19 protein-coding genes are annotated in these 19,787 nt (G+C 64.1%); 1 reads left to right on the top strand and 18 read right to left on the bottom strand.

The features are described from left to right. The first annotated feature begins 65 nt into the window (after nt 1-65). Complete coding sequence (locus ABAC460_RS31735) at nt 66-974, top strand: DUF2608 domain-containing protein (protein WP_155914601.1); 909 nt, start codon at nt 66-68, stop codon at nt 972-974. Here the strand turns inward: ABAC460_RS31735 and xdhC are convergent. The 18 genes from xdhC to ABAC460_RS31820 form a co-directional block, all read right to left on the bottom strand. Continuing rightward, nucleotides 936-1,835 carry a xanthine dehydrogenase accessory protein XdhC gene (xdhC, locus tag ABAC460_RS31740; RefSeq protein ID WP_035426010.1) on the bottom strand — a complete coding sequence of 300 codons (900 nt, stop codon included), beginning with the start codon at nt 1,833-1,835 and terminating at the stop codon, nt 936-938. The two genes, ABAC460_RS31735 and xdhC, sit on opposite strands and share 39 nt — an antisense overlap. After that, on the bottom strand, nt 1,828-4,077 hold the full coding sequence (gene xdhB / locus ABAC460_RS31745) for a xanthine dehydrogenase molybdopterin binding subunit (protein ID WP_023452671.1): 2,250 nt from the start codon (nt 4,075-4,077) through the stop codon (nt 1,828-1,830). Before xdhB ends, xdhC begins: the two co-directional genes overlap by 8 nt. After that, a complete protein-coding gene (gene xdhA / locus ABAC460_RS31750) occupies nt 4,070-5,467 on the bottom strand; it encodes a xanthine dehydrogenase small subunit (protein ID WP_023452672.1) in 1,398 nt (465 codons plus the stop codon). The genes xdhB and xdhA overlap by 8 nt, the downstream gene beginning before the upstream one ends. Beyond that, entirely contained in the window at nt 5,464-6,468 is a 1,005-nt protein-coding gene (locus ABAC460_RS31755) for a LacI family DNA-binding transcriptional regulator (protein ID WP_023452673.1), read from the bottom strand. Before ABAC460_RS31755 ends, xdhA begins: the two co-directional genes overlap by 4 nt. After that, entirely contained in the window at nt 6,468-6,797 is a 330-nt protein-coding gene (uraH, locus tag ABAC460_RS31760; protein WP_023452674.1) for a hydroxyisourate hydrolase, read from the bottom strand. Before uraH ends, ABAC460_RS31755 begins: the two co-directional genes overlap by 1 nt. Then, a complete protein-coding gene (locus ABAC460_RS31765) occupies nt 6,794-8,167 on the bottom strand; it encodes an NAD(P)-binding domain-containing protein (RefSeq protein ID WP_023452675.1) in 1,374 nt (457 codons plus the stop codon). The genes uraH and ABAC460_RS31765 overlap by 4 nt, the downstream gene beginning before the upstream one ends. Beyond that, nucleotides 8,164-8,664 carry a 2-oxo-4-hydroxy-4-carboxy-5-ureidoimidazoline decarboxylase gene (gene uraD / locus ABAC460_RS31770; RefSeq protein ID WP_023452676.1) on the bottom strand — a complete coding sequence of 167 codons (501 nt, stop codon included), beginning with the start codon at nt 8,662-8,664 and terminating at the stop codon, nt 8,164-8,166. The genes ABAC460_RS31765 and uraD overlap by 4 nt, the downstream gene beginning before the upstream one ends. Then, nucleotides 8,652-9,545, bottom strand: a complete 894-nt coding sequence (gene puuE, locus ABAC460_RS31775; RefSeq protein ID WP_023452677.1) for an allantoinase PuuE — start codon at nt 9,543-9,545, stop codon at nt 8,652-8,654. The genes uraD and puuE overlap by 13 nt, the downstream gene beginning before the upstream one ends. A gap of 157 nt (nt 9,546-9,702) precedes the next feature. Further along, nucleotides 9,703-10,935 (bottom strand): pyridoxal-phosphate-dependent aminotransferase family protein, encoded by a 1,233-nt coding sequence (locus ABAC460_RS31780; protein WP_023452678.1) that lies wholly within the window; start codon nt 10,933-10,935, stop codon nt 9,703-9,705. Next, entirely contained in the window at nt 10,928-12,139 is a 1,212-nt protein-coding gene (locus ABAC460_RS31785; RefSeq protein WP_023452679.1) for an allantoate amidohydrolase, read from the bottom strand. Before ABAC460_RS31785 ends, ABAC460_RS31780 begins: the two co-directional genes overlap by 8 nt. Then, nucleotides 12,133-13,692 carry a gamma-glutamyltransferase family protein gene (locus ABAC460_RS31790; RefSeq protein WP_023452680.1) on the bottom strand — a complete coding sequence of 520 codons (1,560 nt, stop codon included), beginning with the start codon at nt 13,690-13,692 and terminating at the stop codon, nt 12,133-12,135. Before ABAC460_RS31790 ends, ABAC460_RS31785 begins: the two co-directional genes overlap by 7 nt. After that, the gene (locus tag ABAC460_RS31795; protein WP_023452681.1) at nt 13,689-14,906 is read right to left on the bottom strand and encodes an AtzE family amidohydrolase; all 1,218 of its coding nucleotides are present in this window, start codon (nt 14,904-14,906) and stop codon (nt 13,689-13,691) included. Before ABAC460_RS31795 ends, ABAC460_RS31790 begins: the two co-directional genes overlap by 4 nt. Further along, on the bottom strand, nt 14,903-15,058 hold the full coding sequence (locus ABAC460_RS48920) for a DUF4089 domain-containing protein (RefSeq protein ID WP_023452682.1): 156 nt from the start codon (nt 15,056-15,058) through the stop codon (nt 14,903-14,905). The genes ABAC460_RS31795 and ABAC460_RS48920 overlap by 4 nt, the downstream gene beginning before the upstream one ends. Before the next feature lie 43 nt (nt 15,059-15,101). Then, the gene (locus tag ABAC460_RS31800; RefSeq protein WP_023452683.1) at nt 15,102-16,244 is read right to left on the bottom strand and encodes an aminotransferase; all 1,143 of its coding nucleotides are present in this window, start codon (nt 16,242-16,244) and stop codon (nt 15,102-15,104) included. 107 nt (nt 16,245-16,351) lie between these two features. Then, complete coding sequence (locus tag ABAC460_RS31805) at nt 16,352-17,392, bottom strand: ABC transporter substrate-binding protein (RefSeq protein ID WP_023452684.1); 1,041 nt, start codon at nt 17,390-17,392, stop codon at nt 16,352-16,354. Nucleotides 17,393-17,699: 307 nt separating this feature from the next. Continuing rightward, nucleotides 17,700-18,740 carry an L-glyceraldehyde 3-phosphate reductase gene (gene mgrA, locus ABAC460_RS31810; RefSeq protein WP_023452685.1) on the bottom strand — a complete coding sequence of 347 codons (1,041 nt, stop codon included), beginning with the start codon at nt 18,738-18,740 and terminating at the stop codon, nt 17,700-17,702. 10 nt (nt 18,741-18,750) lie between these two features. Beyond that, on the bottom strand, nt 18,751-19,170 hold the full coding sequence (locus ABAC460_RS31815) for a GlcG/HbpS family heme-binding protein (RefSeq protein ID WP_023452686.1): 420 nt from the start codon (nt 19,168-19,170) through the stop codon (nt 18,751-18,753). A gap of 93 nt (nt 19,171-19,263) precedes the next feature. After that, nucleotides 19,264-19,725, bottom strand: a complete 462-nt coding sequence (locus tag ABAC460_RS31820; protein ID WP_023452687.1) for an Lrp/AsnC family transcriptional regulator — start codon at nt 19,723-19,725, stop codon at nt 19,264-19,266. Between the last annotated feature and the right edge of the window lie 62 nt (nt 19,726-19,787).

Genomic DNA, 19,787 nt, shown 5'->3' on the forward strand with positions numbered 1-19,787 from the left:
GTTTCACAAAACGCTTCATTTTTGCCGATCGTCTGATAGGTTCATCAGAAACCAAGGGTAAGAATGTGAAAAAAGCCATATGTTTTCTGGGTCTGGCCGCCCTGATGATGACGGCCGCCCTGCCCGCCGAAGCCAAAAAACGCCAACGCACGACCTATCAGCCGGTACCCACCTACATCTCCGTCACCGACCTGGCCACCCCGGTCCAGGCGGCCCTGAGCGCAAAAGCCAAAGGCCGCAACGTCATCGTAATCTTCGATATCGACAACACGCTTTTGACCATGCCGCAGGACCTGGGCAGCGACACATGGTTCAACTGGCAACGCAGCCAGGACGACAGCGACGACGCCTTCGACGCCCTTCTGCGCAACAATACCTTCTTCCTGCAAGCCTCGACCATGACGCCGACGCAAGCGGACTCGGCCGCCCTGGTCAGACAGCTCCAGGCGGCCGGCATCCCCGTCTATGCCCTCAGCGCGCGCGGCACGGCCTTACGCGGCGCCACCGAAGCCGCCCTGAAGGCCAACGGCATCGACCTGACCCGTGCGCCGGAATGCGGACCGCCCTTGTGTATCCGGCGCGGTGACCTGCGCGACAAGGAGATCCGCTACGCCGCGCGTTGGGTCGGGCTGAAACTGCCGGCCGGCCCCTACCGCCCGGTGACAGTGTCGGACGGCGTCATGCTGGTCAACGGCCAGGACAAGGGCGTGATGCTGAACCTGCTGCTGCGCAGCCTGCCGGCGCGCTACAACGACGTCTATTTCGTCGATGACACCTTCCACAATGTCGAGAACGTGCAAAACGCCTCGCCGCGGATTACGGCGAAGGTCCACCCCTACAGCTACGAACGCTACTGGCCCGATGCCGAGGCCTTCATGAAGGATGCGCCACGTCAGGCCAAAAGCGACGAAGAATTCGCCAGGATCAAGGCGTCGTTATGCGCCGCCGTCCGCGCTCATATCTGCGAGCAATAAGAGCTGCGCCACCACCGATACGGCGATGACCTCCGGCGCCTTGCCGGTGATGCCGGCAATCCCGATCGGACAGGTCAGACGCGCCAGTATCGCTTCATCGAACCCGTCCTTGGTTAAGCGCGACAGGAACCGCGCCCGCTTGGTCGCCGACCCGATCAGGCCGATGAATTGCGCCCGTCCACTTAAGGCCGCCGCCGTCAAACGATAATCCAGCGCATGGTCGTGGGTCAGGATCAGCACCAGGCCCTTGGCCTCCCGCGCCGCCTGTTCCATCGCGTCCAGGGTGTGCCCCTCACGACTGTCCTGCCAGTCGAGATCGAACGGCAGCCCCGGCAGCAGCCCGGCGATCGCCTGGCCGACATGCCCGGCCCCGAACATCATCAACGGCACATGCGGTTCCCCGACCGTCTCGGCGAAACTGTCGCCGGCCTTGGGCGCCGTTCCCTTCGCCGAAATCACACCGGCCTCGCCCTCGTCACGTTCGACATGGCTGTCAAACAGCCGAGTCTCCAACCGAACCTCATGACCATTGACCTTGCCCAGCCATTGCGACCGACTGGGGTCCAGCCGTTCGACCATCAACCGAACCCGCCCGCCACAGCACTGCCCCAGCAGCGGCCCCAGCGGATAGTCCTGGATGCGCCACGTCCCCGGCGGGTGTTCCAGCACCGCACGCGCCTGATGGATGGCCTGGTATTCGAGATTGCCGCCGCCGATCGTGCCGACCAGCCCCTCCCGGGTCACCACCATGCGCGTCCCGGCCTCGCGCGGCGCCGAACCCTCAACCGCCAGCAGGCTGACCAGGGCGCACGGCGTCCCGGCGTCCAGCAATCTCTGCGCACTCCCTGCCCAATCAGTCATGACGTAACGCCGCCAATATCCGTTCCGGCGTCGCCGGCGCATCCAAGGTGATCATCGAACTGCCGGTGGCCTGCTGCACGGCATGGGTCAGGGCCGACAGCACCGACAAAGCCAGCATGAATGGCGGCTCGCCGACCGCTTTCGATCGGTGGATGGTCGGCTCACGGTTCTCGCCGGCCTGCCACAACTCCACATTCAAAATTTCCGGCCGGTCGGAGGCGCAGGGGATCTTGTAGGTCGACGGCGCATGGGTCAAAAGCCGGCCCTTGTCGTCCCACACCAGTTCCTCGGTCATCAGCCAGCCCAGCCCCTGAACATAGGCACCCTCGACCTGACCGAGGTCGAGGGCCGGATTGATCGACCGTCCGGCGTCATGCAGCAGGTCGGCCCGCAACACCCGCGACTCACCGGTCAGGGTGTCGATCACCACCTCGCTGACCGCCGCACCATAGGCAAAGTATAGAAATGGCCGGCCGGTATGACTTTTGCGGTTGTAGTGGATCTTCGGCGTGGCATAGAAGCCGGTTGCCGACAGCGATACCCGCCCCATATGCGCCATGCGGCAGACTTCACCAAACCTATAGATCTGGTCGCCAACCGTGACCTTGCCGTCCTTGAAGACGACATCGCCGCCCAGGAACTCGACCAGCCGCCCGCGCAGGGTCTGGGCCGCGTTCCATGCCGCCATGCCGTTGAGATCGGTCCCCGACGACGCGGCGGTGGCCGAGGTGTTGGGCACCTTGTCCGTCCGGGTAGCGGTGATGCGCACCACGTCCAACCCGACCCCGAAGACATCGGCGACGATCTGGGCGACCTTGGTGTTGAGCCCCTGGCCCATCTCGGTGCCGCCATGGTTCAGCCCGATCGAGCCGTCGGCATACAGATGTACCAACGCGCCGGCCTGGTTCAGATGCGTCGTCGTGAAGCTGATGCCGAACTTGACCGGGGTCACGGCGATGCCGCGCTTCAGATACGGGTGGGTGGCATTGAACGATTCGATCGCCGCCTTGCGCGCCGCATAGTTCGAGGTTTCCATCAATTCGGAAATTATGCAATCTGCGACGAAATCCGTTACTTCCATACCGTACGGGGTGGCGTCTCCGAGGCGGTAAAAATTTACCTTCCTGACGTCCAACGCGTCGCGACCGAGATGCGCGGCGATGGTATCCATCACCCGCTCGATAGCCAACATGCCCTGCGGCCCGCCGAAGCCCCGAAAGGCGGTGTTCGACACGGTATGGGTCTTAAACCGATGCGAGATGATCTCCACATTCGGCAAATGATAGCAATTATCGCTGTGGAACATGGCCCGGTCGTTGATGGCCAGGGACAGGTCGGCCGAACAGCCGCAGCGTGACGCCAGCTCCAGCCTGAGCGCTTGAATCCGCCCGTCATCGTCGAAGCCGACGTCAAATTCTGCTTCAAAATCATGACGTTTTCCGGTCATGACCATGTCGTCGTCACGGTCGACGCGGAATTTCGCGGGCCTTCCGGTTTTTTCCGCCACCAGCGCCGCCGCCGCGGCAAACAGCGCCGCCTGGGTCTCCTTGCCGCCGAAACCGCCGCCCATGCGCCGGACCTCGACCGTCACATCCGCACTCATCCGATGCAGCATATGCGCCACCAGGTGCTGGATCTCTGACGGATGCTGGGTGGAACTGAGGATGTGCATGGTCCCGGCCTCGCCGGGGGTAGCGATGGCGATCTGGCCTTCGAGGTAAAAATGGTCCTGCCCGCCCATCTCCACCTTGCCGGAAACCCTATGCAGCGCAACGTCCAGCGCCGTCATGTCGCCGCGCGCCATGACCTGGGCCGGCTCCAGGACCGACCCGGCGGCCCGCGCCTCCGCAATGGTCAGGATGGCCGGTAAAGGCTCGTAGACCACCTCGCCCAGCTTCGCCGCCATGCGCGCCGCCTTGGCGGAAATAGCCGCCACCAGAAACACCGGCTGGCCGACGAAGACCACCTTTTCGCTAGCCAACAACTGATCGTCGCCGAAAACGGGCGCGACATTGTTGGCGCCGGGAATGTCCGCCGAGGTAAACACCGCCACCACGCCCGGCGCCGCGCGAACCGCATCCAGGTTCATGGAAACAATGCGGGCATGGGCATGGGGCGATTGCCCGAACGCCAGATGCAGCAGGTTCTTCGGTTCCGCCACATCATCGGCGTAGATAGCCGCGCCGCCGACATGCAGCGCGGCACTATCATGAGGAATGGACTGGTGGACGGCATCAGGCATGGACCGGCCTCACATCCAGCACCGAAACCCCGTCGAACCACAGCTTGCGGACCAGGTTGGCGGCTGAGGTCAGGCGGTACTCGCTGGAACCGCGGACATCGCTGAGCGGTTGATAATCCTGCCTCAGCGCCAGTGCGGCGGCCTCCAGCGTTGCCTGCGACCACGGCTGGCCCGCCAGGGCGGCTTCGCAGGCCATGGTGCGTTTCGGCGTTCCCGCCATGCCGCCAAAGGCCACCCGCGCCGCCGTCACGACCCCGTTGGCGATCGTGACATGAAACGCGCCACACACGGCGGAGATATCGCTGTCGAACCGTTTCGACAGCTTGACCACGCGGTACAGCCCCGTCGGACGCGGGATAAATACGCTCTCGACGAATTCACCCGGCTGACGATCCTGCCGGCCATAGGCGATGAAGAAATCCTCCAGCGGAATTGTCCGCCGCACATCGCCCCGGCGCAAGGTCACGCTGGCGCCCAGCGCGATCAGGGCCGGCGGCATGTCACCGATGGGCGAGCCGTTGGCGATATTGCCACCGATCGTGCCGGAATTGCGCACCTGGACCGCACCGATACGGCGGACCAGCTCGCCTAGCGACGGATGCAGCCGGGTCAGCGCCGCATGGGCATCGCTGTAGCGAACACCGGCGCCCAGGGTGAGCCCCTCCGCCGTTTCCGACATATCCGACAGGTCGGAAACATCGCCGATATAGACGATGTCGGGCAGGCTACGGTGCTGCTTGGTGACCCACAGGCCGACATCGGTAGCCCCGGCGATGATGCGCGCCTGCGGCCTTTCGACCAAAACCTGGGCCAGTTGGTCCACCGTTTTCGGCGCGATCCAGCCCGGCAGATCAAGCGGATCGTCGCTTTGCATGGCACGCAAGCGGTCGGCAAGCGTCTCGTCGAGGGCGGCGAATGGCGTAGCACAAGCCGCCTCCAGGATCGGCCCGTAACCGGTACAACGGCACAGGTTTCCGGCCAGAACATCCTTCGCATCGGCCTCGACTGTACCGGCCCCGCCTAAACTCCGGGCGTAGAGCGACATGACGATGCCCGGCGTGCAGAAGCCGCATTGCGAGCCGTGCAGCTCGACCATGGCTTTCTGCACCGGATGATCGCCGCCCAGGGACTCGACCGTCAACAGCGCCTTTTCGTGCAGCATGGGCAGGAACAGAATGCAGGCATTGACCGCGCGATAGGCGACGACGCCGGCCGCGGAAAGTTCCGCCACCACCACCGTACAGGCGCCGCAGTCACCCTCGGCGCAGCCTTCCTTGCTGCCGGTGCGACTGCGATGATAGCGCAGCCAGTCCAGCACCGTCGTGGTCGGCTCGATATCGCGAAGCTCCAACACCTCGCCGTCCAGCAGAAAACGCAGCACCTGGCTCATGCGATCTTCACCATGCGGGCCGCGGCGGTCGATCCGCGCCGGATCAATCCTGTGGCAAACACTTTACCGTGGCTGGGTTCGCGCTGGTCGATGCGGCGCATCAAAGCGTCGACGGCTTCCTGCGCCATGTCGTCGATCGGCATCTCTACCGTGGTAAGGGGCACCGACGCCATCTGGCCCCACGGCATGTCGCCGAAGCCGACCACCGACAGGTCGTCGGGCACGCGCAGGCCCAGGCTTTGAGCATAGCGGATGACGCCAAGCGCGATCAGGTCGGTGCCGGCGAAGATGGCCGTGGCCTTGCCGGCGGAAATCGCCTTGGTCACCGATGGTTCCAGGTCCATGGAAAAGGCATTGCTCACCGAAAAAGCCAGAGTGCCGGCGGCCTTGATCGCCGCCACGGCGCCGTCGATGCGCTGCTTCTGGCTGAGGATATCGCGCGGGCCGGCGACCACGCCGATGCGGCTATGACCCAGGCCGATAAGGTGTTCCGCCGCCAGTTCCCCGCCTCTGGCATAGTCGGCCTGGATCGATTCCAGGCCCGAAATACTGCGGTCGATCAACACGGTCGGCACCATCCGCGTCTGGGCCTCGACCGTGTTGACGTCGCGGATCGGAAACCAGACGATGCCGTCGACGCCGCGGTCGATCATGCGCTTGAAGGCCTCGCGCTCCAACGATTCCGACTCTTCAGTATCGGTGACGAAGACGCAGTAGCCGGCCAAGCGGGCGGCGCGCATCACCGACTGCGCCAGGTGGGTGAAGAAAGGGTTGGTGAAGTCGGGCACGACCAAACCAATGGCGCCGGTTTTTCCCGTCCGCACGGCGCGGGCGCTCAGGTTGCGGCGATAGCCCAGGTTCTCTGCCGTGCGCAGGATATGGCTGCGGACGGCCTCGCCCAGCGAGCCTGTGCCGTTAATGGCATAGGAGGCCGAGGCCAGCGACACATCGGCGGCGCGGGCAACATCCTTCAGCGTTATGCGTTTGGGCAGATCGTCCATCAGCTGCCCCGGTAGGTGGAATAGGCAAACGGCGAGACCAGCAGCGGCACATGGTAATGGCCATCGCCGCTGATGCCGAAATCGATCGACACGACTTCGAGAAACGGCGGATCGGGCAGGTCGATGCCGCGACGGCGGAAGTAGGCAGCGACGTGGAATTCCAAGCGATAGGCGCCTTTGTGCAGGACCAGGTCTTTCAAGCCCGGACAGCGGCCGTCATTATCGGTGGCGCCTTCGAACAAAGGCAGCGCGCCATGCAGCAGGCGAACGGAAATTCCCGCCGCCGGCGTGCCGTGCATGGTGTCAAGGACATGTGTCGACAGGGTCATGATGCGACTCCCGTAAATTCCGGCTCGTCATAAGCGTAGTAGGCGGCCAGTTTGCCCGCGCTGTCGTCGCGGAACAGGTCGTCGGCGATGCCCGAGGCCAGTTTCGGCAGAGCGTATTTCAGCCCCGACAGGGCCGAGGCCGACAGACCACAACTGATCAGCGCCGAATAGTTGAAGGCATACAGGCCGCGCAGCTTCGCTTCGTCGCTCGGCGTGCGGCCGGTGAAGGCAAAGCCCGGCGACAGATAGGGATGGTTATCGATCAAGTCGTTGGCGATGTCATCGGGCGCTGCGTAGACATCCTTCCATCGCCGGATTCCGCTTTCGACCAGACGCAGTTCCAGCCGTAGCGCCGGGTCGGTGATCAGGCCGGTCGAGACGATCAGGAAATCGAAATCGTGACGTCCCTGGAGCGTTGTGACCGTGGCGCCATCGCCGGTGTGCTCGACCGCGTGCCACGGTGCACCGAGATGCAAGTGAAACCCCGGCATGGCGGCCGCGCGGGCAAAGGTGTCGTTGGTCGGCGGCTGGTTGCGCTGAAAGAAGGACGACATGACCGCGTATTTGTCGGCATCGTTCAACGCGGGAAAACGCGCGATAAATCCGGCGGCTTCCATATGGCGGATGGGATTGACCGTCGGCAGCGTGTTACGGCGGACGAAGACATGCGCCTCCGCGACACCTTCGGTCAGGGCGTGATGGGCGTTGTCAAAGGCCGAGGCGCCGCCGCCCAGGATGGCGATGCGCTTGCCTTGCAAGGCGGCGAAATCGATCGGCTGGGAGGTGTGGGCATAGAGATGCGGCGGCAAGGCGTCGGCGATCAACGGCGGGACGTGCCATTCGCCGCCGCCCTGGATGCCGGTGGCCAGGACGACCTTGCGGGCTTTAAAACGCTGCGTACCGGCACGAACGACATAGAGGCCGTCGGCAGGTTCGACCAGATCGACCCGCGTGTCGTTACGCAGCGGAATATTCAGGATTTCCCGATACCACCGAAGATAGGCCATCCAGTCGCCACGCGGGATCTTGTCGATCGCTTCCCAACCTTCGGAACCGTGCTGCGCCTCCCAGAAAGCCCGAAACGTCAGGGACGGCATAGCGAAATCGATCGCCGTCAGGTGCTTGGGCGTGCGCAAGGTCACCATGCGGGCATAGGTCTCCCACGGCCCTTCGTAGCCCGCCGGATTTTCATCCAACACCAGGACCTGGCTCACCCGCTCACGCAACAACCCGAAGGCGGCGCCCAAACCCGACTGACCGCCGCCGACGATGATGACGTCGTAGATGCCATCGGATGGCTCCGCGAAGGCCCCGATGTTCAGGGTCGCGAGGTCGTGTCGGACACGGGCATTGAGGTCAGCCAAACTCATGGGAGGACATCCTCCACGCGCAGCCGAACGATCTTGCCGACCTCCGTCAGCGCCGTGGCCAGCTCAGCCTTAGGGCTGTTATCCAGCCGGGTCTCCATGGCCTTCAGGATACCCGCCTTGCCGCCCGCCAGGCGCACGGCAATGATAAACGGAAACCCGAAGCGCGCGTCATAGGCGCTATTCAGGGCGTGAAAGCGCTCGAACTCCTCCGCCGTCAATTGGTCCAGTCCCGCCGACGCCTGTTCCGATGCCGACTCCCGTGTCAGGCCTGCGGCAACGGCGGCCTTGTCGGCCAGTTTCGGGTGGGCCTGAAGCAGGGCCAGTTTTTGCCCAGCCGTCGCCGCATCCACCACGTTCAGCAAGGCGGCATGCATGGCCGCCACATCGGCAAACGGGCGCGCTTTGGCGGCGGCCGCGACGATCCACGGGCTATGTTCGAAAAGAAAGCCGAACCGCGCGACAAAGGCCTCGTCGCTAAGGGCGTTCACTTCGTCCATGGATGCACCTTCAGCCAGTGGCAGGCGATGTCGATGCGTCTGGCGATCCAGGCGTCGTGGGCCTGGACATGGTCGATAAAGCGCGCCACAGCGGCGGCCCGCGCCGGCCGGCCGGCAATCCGGCCATGCAGCCCCACCGACATCATCCGCCCCCCCTCGGCATAAAGCTGATCGAAGGTATCGCGCAGATAGCGGAAGAAGGCCTCACCATCCTCGAAACCGTTATAGGCCACGAACTTCATGTCGTTGGCATCCAGGCTGTAGGGCACGATCAGTTGCGGCGAGCCATAGCGGGTGTCGTAATAGGGCAGGTCATCGGCATAGGAATCGGCGTCATAGACAAACCCGCCCTCCTCCACGATCAGCCGCGCCGTGTTGGGCGAGGTCCGCCCCTGATACCAGCCGACCGGGCGCTTGCCGGTGACGGTGCGGTGCAGGTCGATGGCTTCCTGGATATGCAGCCGCTCGACGTCTTCGGCGATGTGCTGGTAGTCGATCCAGCGCAGGCCATGACTGGCGATTTCCCAGTCGGCCTTGAGCATGCCCTCGACCACCTGGGGATTGCGCGCCAGGGCCATGGCGACACCAAAGACCGTAGCCGGCGCCTGACGCTCGGTGAAAATCCGATGCAACCGCCAGAAGCCGGCGCGCGAACCGTATTCGTACAGGCTTTCCATGGCCATGCTGCGCATGCCGTTGTGGGGTTGCGCGCCGACCATTTCCGACAGGAAGGCTTCAGAACCGGCATCGCCGTGCAGGACGGAGTTTTCGCCGCCTTCTTCGTAGTTGATGACGAACTGGACGGCGATGCGGGCGCCATTGGGCCACTTCGGATCAGGCGGGGTCGGCCCATAGCCGACAAGATCGCGGGGGTAGGTCATCACGTCTTATCCTCCCTCGCTTGCGGGGGAGGTGTCGAGCAAGCGAGCCCTCTTCAGGCGAAGCGCGTCGAGACGGAGGGGGCGTTCCGAGCTCTCGGCTCCCCCTCCATACGGCGGCACCTCCCCCGTAAACGGGGGAGGATAAAGGAGGCTGACCTCAACCATTCTCAACTCCCTCAAAAACCGGCAATGCCGCATCTACCCCCGACTTCGCCGCAAAACCTTCGGCACGCAGACAGGCCTCCAAAGCCCCCAGCGTGATCAACACCTTATGCTTGCGGGCATTGTAGCCCATGGCTCCGATGCGCCAGATCTTCCCCGCCAGAGGCCCGAACGCGGTCCCGATCTCGATCTCGAAATCCTCACGCATGCGACGGCGAATGGCCTCACCGTCGACACCATCAGGAATGACGATGCCGGTGACATTGGTCATGCGATAGGCGTCATCGCCATAAACCGTCAGGCCGATCGCCCTGCTGCCTGCGACCATGGCGCGGCCCGCCACCGCATGGCGGGCAAAACGCGCCTCCAGACCTTCCTGCAACACGATGCGGGCACATTCGCGCGCCGCATACAGCATGGAGGTGGCTTCGGTATGATGGTTCAACCGCTTGTCCGACCAATAGTCCATGATCATGGCCAGGTCGAAATAGTTGGAACCGATGCGGGCGCGGCTGCCATCCATGGCATCGACGGCGCGGATGCCCTTTTCGGTATGGCGGCGCGCAAAGATGAACTCGGCGGCACGGTCGGAGATGGTGATCGGCGCCGAACCCGACGGCCCGCCCATGCATTTCTGCAAGCCCCCGGTGACGATATCGGCGCCCCAGGCATCGACCGGCACGCTCATCCCGCCCAGGGTCGCCGTGGCGTCGACACAGGACAACGCGCCGATCTCGGCACACAAGACCCCCAGGCCATCCAAAGGCTGGGCCATGGTGGTCGAGGTGTCGCCGTGGATGGCAGCGATAACCTGCGGCCGGTGGGTGCGCGCCGCCTCGGCAATGCGCTCGAACGGCACCACCTTTCCCCAGTCGGCATCGACGCTGACATAGTCAGCGCCCAGTCGTTCGCAGATCTCGGTCAGCAGCAGCCCGAACCGGCCCGAACGGACGATCAGCACCTTGGCGCCCGGCTCGATCAGCGACACCAGGGCGGCTTCGATACCAGCGCGGGCGGTACCGTCGATGACGAAGGTCCAGCGGTTCTGGGTCTGGAACACGCCGCGATACAGCGCCATGGTCTCGTTCATATAGCCGGTCATTTCCGGATCGAACTGCCCCAGCAGGTCGGCCGACATGGCGCGCAGCACGCGCGGATGGGCATTGACCGGTCCCGGTCCCATCAACAGCCTTTGCGGCGGATCGATTTCCCCAAAAACATCAGGCATAACGGGCTTCCAGCAGGTCGATAAAGGTGGTCAAGGCGCGAAGGGCCAGGTCGGCATCTTCCGGCGTCACGCTTTCACGCGGATTGTGGCTGATGCCGTCCTTACAACGGATGAACAACATGGCCGTCGGCGTGATCGGTGAAAACATCATGGCGTCATGACCGGCGCCGGACACCAACCGGCGCGGCGTCTGGCCGGTGGCGGCGACGGCCTGATCCATCAGGTCCATCAACACCGGATTGCACGGCGCCGCCGGTAGATCATGGACTTGCCGCACCTCCAGACCAGCGCCCCGCGCCGCGGCAATGGCGCTCAGCCGCTGCTGAATGGTTTCGGCGGCCTGATTGCGCACCGTTTCGGTGCCGGCACGCACATCCAGCGAAAACACGATCAGTCCCGGCACGACATTGGGTGCTCCGGGGCCAACCGCCATCCGTCCGACCGTGGCGACCAGATCGTCGGGCCCTTGGCGCGCCACCTCTTCGATGGCCAGGACCATTTCGGCTGCCGCCGTCAGCGCATCGCGGCGCAGCGCCATGCTGTTGGTGCCTGCGTGACCGGCTATGCCATCGACGGTGATTTCAAAGCGCAGTTGCGTGGCGATCGCCGTGACGGTACCCAGGGCCAGCCCTTCGGCTTCCAGCACCGGCCCCTGTTCGATATGGGCTTCGACATAGCCGATCAGGTCCGCGGCATCGCGCCGGGCGTCGAGAAATCTCGCCGTCGACAGGCCGAAATCCTGCAAGGCGTCCTCCAGGCCGGGGACATCCAAAGCCACAGGGTCGAGCGCCCCGGCGACGGCGCGCGAGGTCAGCATGGCGGCGGGAAAACGCGAACCCTCTTCGTCGCCGAAGCCGTAGACTTCGACGGCAAACGGCAATTGCCGGCCATTGAGTGCGGCCACGGCTTCGATGCCCAACATGACGCCCAGCGGGCCGTCATAGCGGCCGGCATCGCGCACGCTGTCGAGATGCGAAGCGATGATCAGAGATTTTTCGCCGCCACCGTAACGGCCGACCAGATTGCCGGCCGCATCGATCCGCGTGGTCATGCCGGCCTGTTCCATCCAGCTCGCGACCTGATCAAGCGTGGCGCGGTGACCGTTGCCCAGATACGGCCGGTAAAGGAAATCCGGGCTGTCGCTGAACCCCCCGCTGCCCAGGACATTGCACCGTTCGACCGCGCGCTGACCGGAGGCTACCATGACGCCACACTCCCGTCCGAACGCGGATCGGTCGCACCGTCGATACGGCCATCGTTGTGACGAACCAGCGCGCCGGCATGGCCCATCATCGCGGTAAAGGGCGCGACCAACTCGACATCGTGCCCTACCGTGCGCAGCGACGCGTAAAGCTTCGGATCGAACCGGTCCTCCAGCTTCAAGGTGACGCTGTTCTCGCCCCAGGTCTTGCCCAGCAACCAGCGCGGCGCGGTGACGCTTTGCTGCAGCGGCACGCCGGCGGCATAGCGCGAAAAGATCGCCGCCTGGGTCTGGGGCTGGCCTTCGCCGCCCATGGTACCGTAGGCCATGACACGGCCGTCGTTGAACACCGCCAGGGCGGGATTGAGGGTATGGAAGGGCTTTCGGCCCGGCTTGAGCGCGCGTGAACCAGTCTCCGTCAAAGTGAACGAAGCACCGCGATTCTGCCAGATGATGCCGGTCTGCGGCAGGACCAGGCCCGAGCCGAACTCGAAATAGGTGCTCTGGATAGCGCTGACCGCGCGGCCCTCGCCGTCGATGACGCCGAACCAAACGGTGTCGCCCGGGGCCGGATCGTGCGGCCACGGCAGGGCCTTGGCGGGGTCGATTTTGGCGGCCAGGGCATCGAGCGCCGCTGAATCCGACAGCAGGGCCTGCGGATCGAAATCCATCCAGGCCGGATCACCGATATGGGCGTCGCGCAGCAAAAAGGCGCGCTTGGTGGCTTCGACCAAGCCATGGACATAGGCGAAATCGTCGACCGACCCGACGCCCAACCGCGAAAACAGGGCCAGGATCAGCAGAGAGGCAAACCCCTGGGTCGGCGGCGCCGCATTGTGCAGGGTCGCGCCGGCAATGGCTGTGCGCAGCGGTTGCGGAAATTCGACCTTATGCGCTTCAAGATCGGCAGGGCCGACTGGCGAACCCGCCTTCGCCAGATCGGCAGCGATATCGCGCGCCAGGGCGCCAGCGTAAAAGCTGCTCAGCCCCTCCGCGGCCAGGCGTTTCAGAGTCCGCGCCAAAGCCGGTTGCTTCAGCCGGTCACCGGCCTGCAACGGACCGCGGAAGACGTCACTGTAACCGAAGACATCCCTCAGTTCGGCATCCTTGGCGGCGGCAATGTCAGCACCACCCTGGGTCACCGCCATACCGCCTTCAGCATAGTGGATGGCGGCCTCCAAAATGCGATCGAGGGGAACGGTGCCGCCGTCTAGCAGGGCCTGCCAGGCGGAAATCGTACCGGCCACGGTATTGGCCGCCAAAGGCCCGCGCCACGGCACGGCGTCATGGCCGCGATACAGTTCGAGTGTCGCCTTTTGCGCCGCACCGCCGCAGCCGTGGACGCTGCGCACTTGGCCGTCGGGCTCGCGGATCAGCCAGAAACTGTCGCCGCCGATGGAATTCATATGCGGATAGACGACGGCCAGGGTCGCGGCGACGGCCACGGCGGCTTCGCGGGCGGTCCCGCCGGCCTTCAGGATATCCAATCCAGCCTGGGACGCCAGATGATGCGGCGCGGTGACCATGCCGCGGTAGGATGACGGCGCGTGAATCATGCGCACCCCACTATGCCGCCGGCTTCGAGACCAGCGAGGTAGTCGAACAGCAAGGCTTCGCGGCCGGGGGCGGTGGCGAATTGCAGGCCGATCGGCAGGCCCGTCTTGCGGACCGGCGCCGAGATGACGGGAATCCCGGCCAAGCTGAGCGGTTGGGCCAGAATACCGAGATTGGCCCGCGCCGACACGGTCTGGCCGCTGATCTCTATGGTGCTGTCCTCGATTCGCGGGGCGGTAACGGGGGTGGATGCGGCGACCAGGATATCGTAGCGCTCGAGGGCTTCGGCGACCTGGGCGCGCCAGCGGACAGCCAGGTCCTGCGCACGCAAATAGGTCGCAGATGGCAGCATGGCGCCGGCGATCAGGCGATCGCGCACGGCAGGGTCATAGTCCATCGCGCTGCATTTCAAGGTGTTGAGATGCAGCGCCCCACCCTGGGCTGCCGTGATCAGGAAGGCAGCGGAGCGTGCGGCGTCAGCCATGGAAAGGTCGAGCGGTTCGGCTTCGATGGCAGCAACCGCCGCCAAGGCGTCGGGGCCGGCATTGCGCGCAAAAAAAACTGTCAGGCGGGCGATTCGGGGCGTCCCGGATGCAGTCGCGAGAACGCGCCCGGACATGACTTCGTAGGCCAGCTTCAGGTCGGCGAGCGAACGGGTGAACGGGCCGACCGTGTCGAGGGCGTGGACGAACGGAAAGACGCCCTCCAGCGGGACGTCGTCCATAGCCGGCCGCATGCCCCAGACTCCACACAGCGAAGCCGGGACGCGGATCGAACCATTGGTGTCGGAGCCTAAGGCCAAGGGGACGAGACCGGCAGCGACCGCGGCGGCTGAACCGCCGGACGACCCGCCGGCCAGGCGGTCAAGGTCGTGAGGGTTGAGGGTGGTGCCGAAATGGGCATTCACCGTGGCAAAACCGTAGGCATATTCGTCCATGTTGGTGGTGCCGATCAGGACGGCACCTTCGGCTTTCAAGCGCGTGATGACGGTGGCGTCGGCTTTAGCGGGCATGGCGTCAAGGCGCTTCCTGGCGCCGGCAGTCGTGGGCAACCCGGCAATGTCGAACAGGTCCTTGACGGCAAAGGGCATGCCAGCGAGGCGACCGGTTTTAGATGTAGCGGCGTCACGGCGAGCCTGATCAGCCAGGATGCGGGTAAAGGCGTTGTGGCGGTCGTTCTGGGCGGCGGACAAGGCCTGTTCGACGAGACCGGTCATGCGTCGTCCCCGGCCAGGTAGTCGTCCAGCACCTTCGCATGCTGCGCCAGCAAGTCGAGATTGGCCAGCACGCCCGGCCGGCAAGCCTCGGGCAAATCCAGCCCCAAAGCCCTTGCGGTTTCAGCTATGCGGTCGTGTGTCGGCTCCTGCATGGCTTGAGAGTGAAACGTTTCACTTCGGTTTGCAAGTGCGAAATTAGCGGGCTGCCTTGAGCGCCTCTATGCCCTTGTTGAGGCTTTCTTGGGCCTTGGCAAAGCACAGCCGTAGTACCGGCAAATCGCGGTCGGATTCGCAAAACGCCTGCAGCGGAATGGTCGCCAGGCCGTGTTTGTTCAAGAGATCGAAAGCAAACTCCAAGCCCGGCCGGTCAATGCCCGACGCCATCAGGTCGATATTGACGAAATAGGTCCCTTGCGCCGGAAGCACAGTGAAACCAGCGTCGTTCAGCCCCTTCACCAGATAGTCGCGCGACTCCCGGAACCCGGCCAGGGCTTCGTCGAACCGCTCCGCCGGCAGCCCCAGACCATAGGCGACGCCATGCTGCAGGGCCGGCGGGGTCGAAAAGGTGATGAACTGATGGGCGCGGGCGACCTGATCGACCAGTTCCGCCGGACCACAGACAAAGCCGACCTTCCAGCCGGTCAGGGAAAAGATCTTGCCCGCCGAACCGATCTTGATCGACCGCTGCGACAACGCCGGCAGGTGCAGCACGCTCAAATGCGGGCCATCAAAGACCAGTTGTTCCCACACCTCATCGGCGACGACAAAGGCATTGTGGCGTTCGGCATAGTGTTCAATCAGCCGCAGCTCCGCCTGGCCCAGGGCATGGGTGGTCGGGTTGTTCGGTGTCGTCAGCAAAACCAGTTTCGTGCGCGCATTGAAGGCCGCATGCAGGTCGGCCTGGCTGAAGCGCCAGTGCGGCGGCGATAATTGAACGATGCGCGGGATCCCGCCGGCGCGTCGGATCAGCGGCACATAGGCGTCGTACATCGGCTCGAACACCACCACCTCGTCGCCCGGCGAAATCAGCGAGATGATGGCGGCGCAGATGGCTTCGGTGGCGCCGGACGTCACCAGAACCTGGCGGTCGGGATCGAGATCGATACCCTGGTACTTCTGGTAGAACGCCGCCACCGCCTGGCGCAACACGGGCAGGCCACGCATGGGGGCATACTGGTTGGATTGCTGCATCAGCGCATCGCCGGCCGCCTGACGCACATCCGGGAAGCCGTCGCTTTCCGGGAATCCCTGGCCGAGATTGACCGCCCCCAGCCGGCGGGCTTCGCCGGACATGATCTCGAAAATGGAGGTCTTCAGATCGCGGAAAACAGGGTTCATGCGCGCGTCATATCACGACCTGGGCAAAAGCAAAATTGGCGGGAGGTGCGTCTTTGGTGAGAAGGAACGCACCTCCCGCCGGTTCGGCCAACCGGGCGAGGCCGAAGTCAGGCTGGAACGGCGTGACGCGCCGATTCCAGAATTTCAGGTCGAAGCCAGGACGCGATCTGATGGCTTTCGGGTACCAGATGGCGGTTTTTCAGCCACGCATGCAGGCTTTCCAGGGCTTCCAGGCGATGGGGTTCGAGGCCGAGCTGCGCGCCTTGCGCCACTAGGCCGTCATAGGCCGCGGCGGCGTCATCCAACTCGACCTTGCCCTCCAGGGCGGCGTGGCGCAGCGCCTCTTTCGGGAAGTCGGTTGCCCAGTCGGCGGCTTCGAGCAGGTTGCCCAGAACCCGCGCCACCAGATCGTCGCGGGCATCCAGCAGGGTGCTGTCGACCGTAACCGCGCGTTGTTCGACCAGGCCCAGCAGGCGCGGGTCCTTGGCGATGTCGGCAGCTTCGAAACGGTGGACGACCTTGAGATGGGCGTTACGCGCCAACTCGATGCCCTTGGCGCCGTAAAGGATGGCGACGTCGGTCTGGCCGCCCAGCAGGGCTTCGACCTCGCGGCGGGCGACGTCGCCGAAGGGCACGGACGGATGGTCGGCGATGACTGGCGCCCATTCGATGTCGCGGACGGGAATGTTGCGCAGGGCCAGGATGGTCTCCCAGGCGCGCAGGGTCCGCACCTGTGCCGGCGAAAAGGCCCCGGCCTCCTTGGGCACCGACAGACGGCGGCCGACCAGGTCCTTCAGCGAGTCGATCGGCTGGGAGGCCCGGGTGACGACGCTGACGGCGTGGAAGGTGTGGCCCAGGGCCAGCAGGCGCGATTGTGCGTTAAGCCCATGCGACCAGATGGCGGTGGCGGCATCGGCCTCGCGGATCAGGTTGGGCAGGGTGTGATCGAGATGGCCCTGGCGGATCTGCGGCGTCGAGTTTTCGCGCACCGAGACGATGTAGACGTTCTCGCGCAGGAACTCACGCTGCAACACGCCGCGGTTGGCGATCAGGCCCAGCGCCGTCAGCGTCGGGCAACGGGCATACCAGATGCTTTGCGGGGTCGTCGGTGTTTTCGCGGGCGGAAGCTGCGGGCGCGAGATCGGCATAGTCTTATCCTTGGGCATTTTTGCTGGCGCGCAACTTATCCGAAAAGTGAAGCCACTTTTCGGGTCGCGCTTAGGCGGCCGGATAAAACCATATCAATTTGGTGTAGTTTTAAAAAGGCAGATATTTTCGCGCCACGCGATAGGAGAGGTAAAGCAAACTATCCTCCACCGCTTGCGGGGGAGGTGGCGAGCAAGCGAGGCCCCTTATGGGCCGAAGCGCGTCGAGACGGAGGGGGCGTTCCGAGCTCCCGGCTCCCCCTCCGCCGCCATACGGCGGCACCTCCCCTGCAAGCGGTGGAGGATAAGTTTAAAGCGTCGACGACACCTTCCACAGGTCGATATCGCCTTCGGTAGCGAACTCATCGATCGCTGCCAGTTCCTGGGCGCTAAAATCGAGATTGTTCAGCGACGCCAGCGAATCCGACAACTGCGCCACCGTCCGCGCACCGATCAGGGCCGACGTCACGCGCGGATCGCGCAGCACCCAGGCAATCGCCATCTGGGCCAGGGTCTGGCCACGGCTTTCGGCAATAGCGTTCAAACCCTGGATACGGCGGATATTATCGGCGGTGATCAAAGCCGGGTTGAACGAGCCTTCCTTCGAAGCGCGGGCGTCCGACGGCACGCCGCTCAGGTACTTCTTGCTGAGCAGACCCTGGGCCAGGGGCGAGAAGGCGATACAGCCGGCGCCGACCTCAGCCAGCGTATCCAGCAGCCCCTTTTCCACCCAGCGGTTCAGCATCGAATAGGACGGCTGATGGATCAGCAACGGCACGTTTTCCGACTTCAGAATGGCCGCGGCCTTGACCGTCAGTTCCGGTGAATAGGACGAAATCCCGACATACAGCGCTTTGCCCTGGCGGTGCAGGGTAACCAGGGCGCCCATGGTTTCTTCCAGCGGGGTTTCCGGGTCGACACGGTGCGAATAGAAGATGTCGACATACTCAAGACCCATCCGCTTCAGGCTCTGGTCGCACGAGGCGATCAGGTATTTGCGCGAACCGCCTACATCGCCATAGGGCCCGGGCCACATGTCCCAGCCGGCCTTGGTCGAGACGACCAGTTCATCGCGGTGAGCCTTGAAATCGGTCGCCATGACCCGGCCGAAATTCTCCTCCGCTGAGCCGTAGGGCGGGCCGTAGTTGTTGGCCAGGTCGAAATGGGTGACGCCATTGTCGAAGGCGTGCCGCAGCATGGCGCGGCCGGTCTCATAGACATCGTCGCCGCCGAAGTTCTGCCACAGGCCCAGCGAAATCGCCGGCAGCTTAAGGCCCGAGCGGCCACAGCGGCGGTAGGGCATGGAATCGTAACGGGTCGCCGCGGCGGCGTAGGGAACGGGAAAGGCCATGGAGAAATCCTTAAACGAGGCTGTTGATAATGGCGGCGACGCCCAGTTCGGCAATTTCGACGTCCTCGACGCCGGTCAATCCGCTGACGGCCACCGCGCCCAGGCATTCGCCGTCGTGGATGACCGGCAAGCCGCCGTCCCACCCGACATAGCGGGCATCGCCATGATAGTGGACATCGGAACCGTCCTCTTGGGCATTGCGGCCTAAATCGCCGCTTTTGCCGCGCACGCGGGCGGCGGTGTAGGCCTTGTTCTGCGCAATGACGATGGGCGGCAGGGAACACCCGTCGGTGCGCCACAGCGCCAACAATTCACCGTGGGAATCGCCGACGGCGACGACGCCGGCCTTGCCGCGGCGCTTCAGTTCGGCGACGCAGGCATCAATGGCCAGGCAGGCCTCGGCCTCACCCAGGTCTCGGCGGATGATCATGTGCTTCCTCAACGGTTTTGTATCGTTAGGATGCTGGTTTAAAGGTGCGGACAGCGCTGTCAAGACCGCCCTGACAATCCCGGGCCACTCAGGCTAGGATGTCGCGAAAACCGGGCGCTGCGTCGTAAATTTGACGGTGGACCAGGTGACATAGCTATCGTACCGCCGCAGGGCCGGATTTGACATCAGTACCTCCTCGCCCCAGATCTCATAGGCTTCCAGCGAAGGTGCCGCGACAACCATCATAAAATCGTACTGTCCAGCGACAGAATAGCATTGCAGGACATGTGGATCCGCCCGCATCTGCTCGCGAAAGGCATTATAGGCCGCCACGGATTCTTCGCGGAAGCAGACGCTTGTCAGAATTGTAATGCCGGCGGTCGCGATGTTCCCAAGGATCGCGACCTCCGAGGCGATGACTCCGCTGCAGCGCATGGCCTCCAGACGGCGACGGACGGCTGACGCCGATAAGGAGACTCGCCGCCCCAGTTCGGCATGCGACAAGGTGCAGTCTTGTTGCATTTGCTCCAATAATTGCAGATCGAAGGCATCCATGTATGTATTTCGTCAGTTTAACCGGTCAATTCGAATATTATCGCCACCTTAATGGCAAATTT

This window comes from Asticcacaulis sp. AC460, from assembly GCF_000495795.1.
Classification (GTDB): domain Bacteria; phylum Pseudomonadota; class Alphaproteobacteria; order Caulobacterales; family Caulobacteraceae; genus Asticcacaulis.

Bases quoted from the DNA above. Each gene is read 5' to 3' on its own strand.
- xdhC (WP_035426010.1), bottom strand. From the start codon at position 1,835: ATGACTGATTGGGCAGGGAGTGCGCAGAGATTGCTGGACGCCGGGACG.
- xdhB (WP_023452671.1), bottom strand. From the start codon at position 4,077: ATGCCTGATGCCGTCCACCAGTCCATTCCTCATGATAGTGCCGCGCTG.
- xdhA (WP_023452672.1), bottom strand. From the start codon at position 5,467: ATGAGCCAGGTGCTGCGTTTTCTGCTGGACGGCGAGGTGTTGGAGCTT.
- ABAC460_RS31755 (WP_023452673.1), bottom strand. From the start codon at position 6,468: ATGGACGATCTGCCCAAACGCATAACGCTGAAGGATGTTGCCCGCGCC.
- uraH (WP_023452674.1), bottom strand. From the start codon at position 6,797: ATGACCCTGTCGACACATGTCCTTGACACCATGCACGGCACGCCGGCG.
- ABAC460_RS31765 (WP_023452675.1), bottom strand. From the start codon at position 8,167: ATGAGTTTGGCTGACCTCAATGCCCGTGTCCGACACGACCTCGCGACC.
- uraD (WP_023452676.1), bottom strand. From the start codon at position 8,664: ATGGACGAAGTGAACGCCCTTAGCGACGAGGCCTTTGTCGCGCGGTTC.
- puuE (WP_023452677.1), bottom strand. From the start codon at position 9,545: ATGACCTACCCCCGCGATCTTGTCGGCTATGGGCCGACCCCGCCTGAT.
- ABAC460_RS31780 (WP_023452678.1), bottom strand. From the start codon at position 10,935: ATGCCTGATGTTTTTGGGGAAATCGATCCGCCGCAAAGGCTGTTGATG.
- ABAC460_RS31785 (WP_023452679.1), bottom strand. From the start codon at position 12,139: ATGGTAGCCTCCGGTCAGCGCGCGGTCGAACGGTGCAATGTCCTGGGC.
- ABAC460_RS31790 (WP_023452680.1), bottom strand. From the start codon at position 13,692: ATGATTCACGCGCCGTCATCCTACCGCGGCATGGTCACCGCGCCGCAT.
- ABAC460_RS31795 (WP_023452681.1), bottom strand. From the start codon at position 14,906: ATGACCGGTCTCGTCGAACAGGCCTTGTCCGCCGCCCAGAACGACCGC.
- ABAC460_RS48920 (WP_023452682.1), bottom strand. From the start codon at position 15,058: ATGCAGGAGCCGACACACGACCGCATAGCTGAAACCGCAAGGGCTTTG.
- ABAC460_RS31800 (WP_023452683.1), bottom strand. From the start codon at position 16,244: ATGAACCCTGTTTTCCGCGATCTGAAGACCTCCATTTTCGAGATCATG.
- ABAC460_RS31805 (WP_023452684.1), bottom strand. From the start codon at position 17,392: ATGCCGATCTCGCGCCCGCAGCTTCCGCCCGCGAAAACACCGACGACC.
- mgrA (WP_023452685.1), bottom strand. From the start codon at position 18,740: ATGGCCTTTCCCGTTCCCTACGCCGCCGCGGCGACCCGTTACGATTCC.
- ABAC460_RS31815 (WP_023452686.1), bottom strand. From the start codon at position 19,170: ATGATCATCCGCCGAGACCTGGGTGAGGCCGAGGCCTGCCTGGCCATT.
- ABAC460_RS31820 (WP_023452687.1), bottom strand. From the start codon at position 19,725: ATGGATGCCTTCGATCTGCAATTATTGGAGCAAATGCAACAAGACTGC.